Annotated in this window: 2 protein-coding genes; one reads left to right on the top strand and one right to left on the bottom strand. The window is 70.5% G+C overall.

Annotation, left to right across the window (positions count from 1 at the left end; genetic code table 11):
* Positions 1 to 33 precede the first annotated feature (33 nt).
* On the bottom strand, positions 34 to 666 hold the full coding sequence (locus tag LGR69_RS31640) for a recombinase family protein (protein WP_053620541.1): 633 nt from the start codon (positions 664 to 666) through the stop codon (positions 34 to 36).
* A gap of 129 nt (positions 667 to 795) precedes the next feature.
* On the opposite strand from LGR69_RS31640, the gene LGR69_RS31635 reads away from it, so the two are divergent.
* Positions 796 to 3765 (top strand): Tn3 family transposase, encoded by a 2970-nt coding sequence (locus LGR69_RS31635; protein WP_059410308.1) that lies wholly within the window; start codon positions 796 to 798, stop codon positions 3763 to 3765.
* The last annotated feature ends 34 nt before the right edge of the window (positions 3766 to 3799 follow it).

Below are 3799 nucleotides of genomic sequence, written 5' to 3'. Positions count from 1 at the left end.
GGGGCCCGGTGAGAGGATGGTCGAAAACGTACGCTAAGCCCGCCGACCGGTGCGGGCGAGGAGCTTTTCTCCGTCTGGCCTGATCGCCCCCTTGGGCGTGACGTGCCGGTAGAGGGTCTGCCGGGTGATGCCGAGTTCCACGCAGAGGTCGGCGACGCAGGTTTCGGGGTTTCCCATCGCGGCCTGAGCCAGGCGCAGCTTGGCGGGCGTCATCTTGAAGGGGCGACCGCCCCTGCGGCCGCGAGCGCGAGCCGCGGCCAGCCCGGCCTTCGTGCGCTCGGAGATCAACTCGCGCTCGAACTCGGCCAAGCCGGCGAAGATGGCGAACACCAGCCGGCCGTTGGCCGTGGTGGTGTCGATCGAGGCGCCTTCGCCCGACAGCACCTTCAGCCCGACGTTGCGCTTCGTGAGATCCCCGACCAGGTTGACGAGGTGGCGCAGGTCGCGGCCGAGCCGGTCGAGCTTCCACACCGCCAGCGTGTCGCCGGTCCGTAGCGCCTTGAGGCAGGCCTCGAGCCCGGGACGATCGTCGCGCCGACCGGAGGCGGCATCCTCGTAGATGTGCCCGGGATCGACGCCGGCCGCGACGAGTGCGTCGCGCTGCAGGTCGTGCACTTGGCTGCCGTCGGCCTTCGACACCCGGGCGTAGCCGATCACGGTCGTCATTCATACGTCCGTCTGCGTGACGGAGCGGCATTGCCCGCCGATCGGTCAGCATAATGTCACACAACTCGTCTTGTAGTCTACGCTCCGTGAACAGGCCCGCATTTCTGTTTCGTGACGGATGGGAAGCGGATGCCGGCCAAGACTATCTTGTCACCGGCGCAGCGCGCCGCGATCTTCGACCCGCCTGCCGATCACGCGACGATCGAACGACTCTACACCCTCGGTCCGGACGATCTCGTGCAGGTGGTACGGCGTCGGCGAGGTCCGAACCGGATCGGCCATGCGGTGCAGCTCTGCTATCTCCGTCATCCCGGACGCGCACTGGTGGCGGGTGAGGCGGTGCCCGACGCGATGCTGGACCTGCTCGCCGGTCAGATCGGATGCAATGCCACCGACTTCGCCAGCTATGCCGCCCGCCCGACGACGCTGCGCGAGCATCGCGCCGAGATCGAAGCCTGGCTCGGCCTGCGCGCCTTCGAGGGGGCGGACGTGCGATCGATGCTGGCGGTGGGGTCGGAGATCGCCGCCTCGACCGACCGGGGCGAGACGATCGTCGCCGGCATGGTCGATCGGCTGAGGCTGGGCCGGATCGTGCTGCCGGCCGCATCGACGCTGGAACGGCTGGCGCTCATCGTACGGACCCGGGCGCGCAAGGCCGCCCATGCCGGGCTGATCCAAAACTGCCCGGCCGAGCAGGAAGCGGCGCTCGATCGCCTGATCGCCTCGGACGACGACGGCCGCACCCGGCTCGGCTGGATACGGGAGTGGCCGGAGGCGCCGTCGGCCGCCAACCTGAAGGGGATCGTCGAACGGCTCGACGCGGTGCGCGCCATCGGGATCGCGGCGGACGGGGCACGCCGCATCCATGCCGCCCGCTACGCCGTCATCGCGCGCACCGCCGGCCTCGTCACCGCCCAGCATCTGCGCCGCCTGGAACGCCCGCGCCGGCTCGCCATGCTGGTCGCCTCCATGATCGAGATGGAGGCGGCGCTGACCGACGCCGCCCTGGTCATGGTCGAGAAGATGGTGGGCGCGCTGTTCCGCCGTGCCGACCGCACCCGCTCCGACCGGCTGCTCGGGCAGGCGCGGATGTTGAAGGAAACGGCCCGCTTCCATGCCCGGCTCGGCCGACTGCTGGTCGATGCCCGCGCGACCGGGCACGACCCCTTCCGCACGATCGACGACAGGGTGGGGTGGGACCGGCTTGAAAGCAGCATCCGCGTCGCCGAGGATCTGACGCGCTCGACCGATGACGGCCTGGAGGACGTGGTCGAGCGCTATCCCGCCGTGCGGCGGTTCGCCCCCACCTTCCTCACTGCCTTCAACTTCCGCACGGCGCGGTCGGGCGATCCGCTGCTCGGTGCGATCGAGGCGCTGCGGACGATGCACCGCGACGGTCGATCGGTCCTGCCGAAGCGGGTGCCGACCAGCTTCATCAGGCCGCGGTGGCGCAAGGTCGTGCAGCCGGTCGAGGGGACAATCGACCGGCGCGCCTACGAGATCGCGGTGATCGTCCACCTACGCGAGCGGCTGGCCTCGGGCAGCATCTGGGTGGACGGCAGCCGGGCCTATCGCACGCTCGACGATTATCTGCTGCCGGTGCCCGCGTTCGAGACGATGCGCGCCGATGGCGACCTGCGCCTCGCCGCGGCGCCTGGGTTTGCCCGATGGCATGAGGAGCGCCGCACGCTCCTGGCCCGGCGCATGACCGAGGTGGAGCGCGCCGCCGCAGCCGGTGGGCTGGTCGACGTGACGATCGAGCGCGGGCAGCTGCTGATCTCACCCATCCGGCGCTCCCCGTCCGACGAGGCCGAGGCGCTGAAGAGCCGGCTCTACGCGATGCTGCCGCGTGTCCGCATCACCGACCTGCTGGTGGAGGTCGCCGCCTGGTCGGGGTTCGCCGACTGCTTCGTCCATGCCCGCAGCGGCGTACCCGCTTCCGACCCGTCGGCGCTGATGGGCGCGATCCTCGCCGACGCGACCAACCTGGGCCTCGGGCGCATGGCGGAAAGCTCGCGCGGGCTGACGCTGCCGCGCCTGCGCTGGACGGCGGAATGGCATGTGCGCGACGAGACCTACCTGTCGGCGCTGGCGGCAATCGTCGATTGCCACACCGCGCACCCGCTCGCCGCGGTCTGGGGCCCGGGCGACATGTCGTCGTCGGACGGGCAGTTCTTCTGCGCCGGTGGACAGGGCGAGGCGCGCGCCGATCGCAACGCCCGCTACGGCACCGAACCCGGGGTGCTGTTCTACACCCACGTCACCGACCGCTTCACGCCGTTCCACACCAAGGTCATCGCCGCCAATGCCGGCGAGGCCGCCCATGTCCTCGACGGGCTGCTCGATCATGAGAGCGACCTGGTCATCCGCGAGCATGCGACCGACACCGCGGGTGCGGTCGATCATGTCTTCGGCCTGTGCCACCTGCTCGGCTTCCGCTTCGCGCCGCGCATCCGCGATCTCAACGAGCGCCGGCTGTACAGCCTGTCGCCGCTCGACCCGTGGCCGACGCTGCGCCCGCTCGTCGCCGGGCCGGTCAACGTCCGCGCCATTGAGGCGGACTGGGACGAGACGCTCCGGCTCGCCGCCTCGATCCGGGCCGGCACCGTCAGCGCCTCGGTCATGCTGCGCAAGCTCGCGGGCTATCCGCGCCAGAACCCCGTGGCGCGTGCGCTGCGCGAGATCGGGCGGGTCGAGCGCACCCTGTTCATGCTCGACTGGTTCGATGATCCCGGCCAGCGACGCCGGACCGGCAGCATCCTCAACAAGGGCGAGGCCCGCAACGCGCTCGCCCGCGCCATCTTCTTCAACCGCCTCGGCGAGTTGCGCGACCGCACCTTCGAGAACCAGCGCCATCGCGCCTCCGGCCTGACCCTCGTGACCGCAGCCGTCACGCTGTGGAACACCGTCTATCTCGATCGCGCCATCCGCCATCTGCGCGGCAGCGGCGTCGCGGTGCCCGACGACCTGCTCGCCCACGTCGCCCCGCTGGGTTGGGAGCATGTCGGCCTCACCGGCGACTATCTCTGGGCCGAAATCGACAAGCCCCGCGAACGGTTCAGGCCGCTGCGCCTCCACCAGCAAGGCCGCGACGCTTAGCGTACGTTTTCGACCATCCTCTCACCGGGCCCCT

Source organism: Methylobacterium brachiatum, from assembly GCF_020523825.1.
GTDB lineage: Bacteria > Pseudomonadota > Alphaproteobacteria > Rhizobiales > Beijerinckiaceae > Methylobacterium > Methylobacterium brachiatum.
This window is presented reverse-complemented; position numbering and strand designations above follow the sequence as displayed.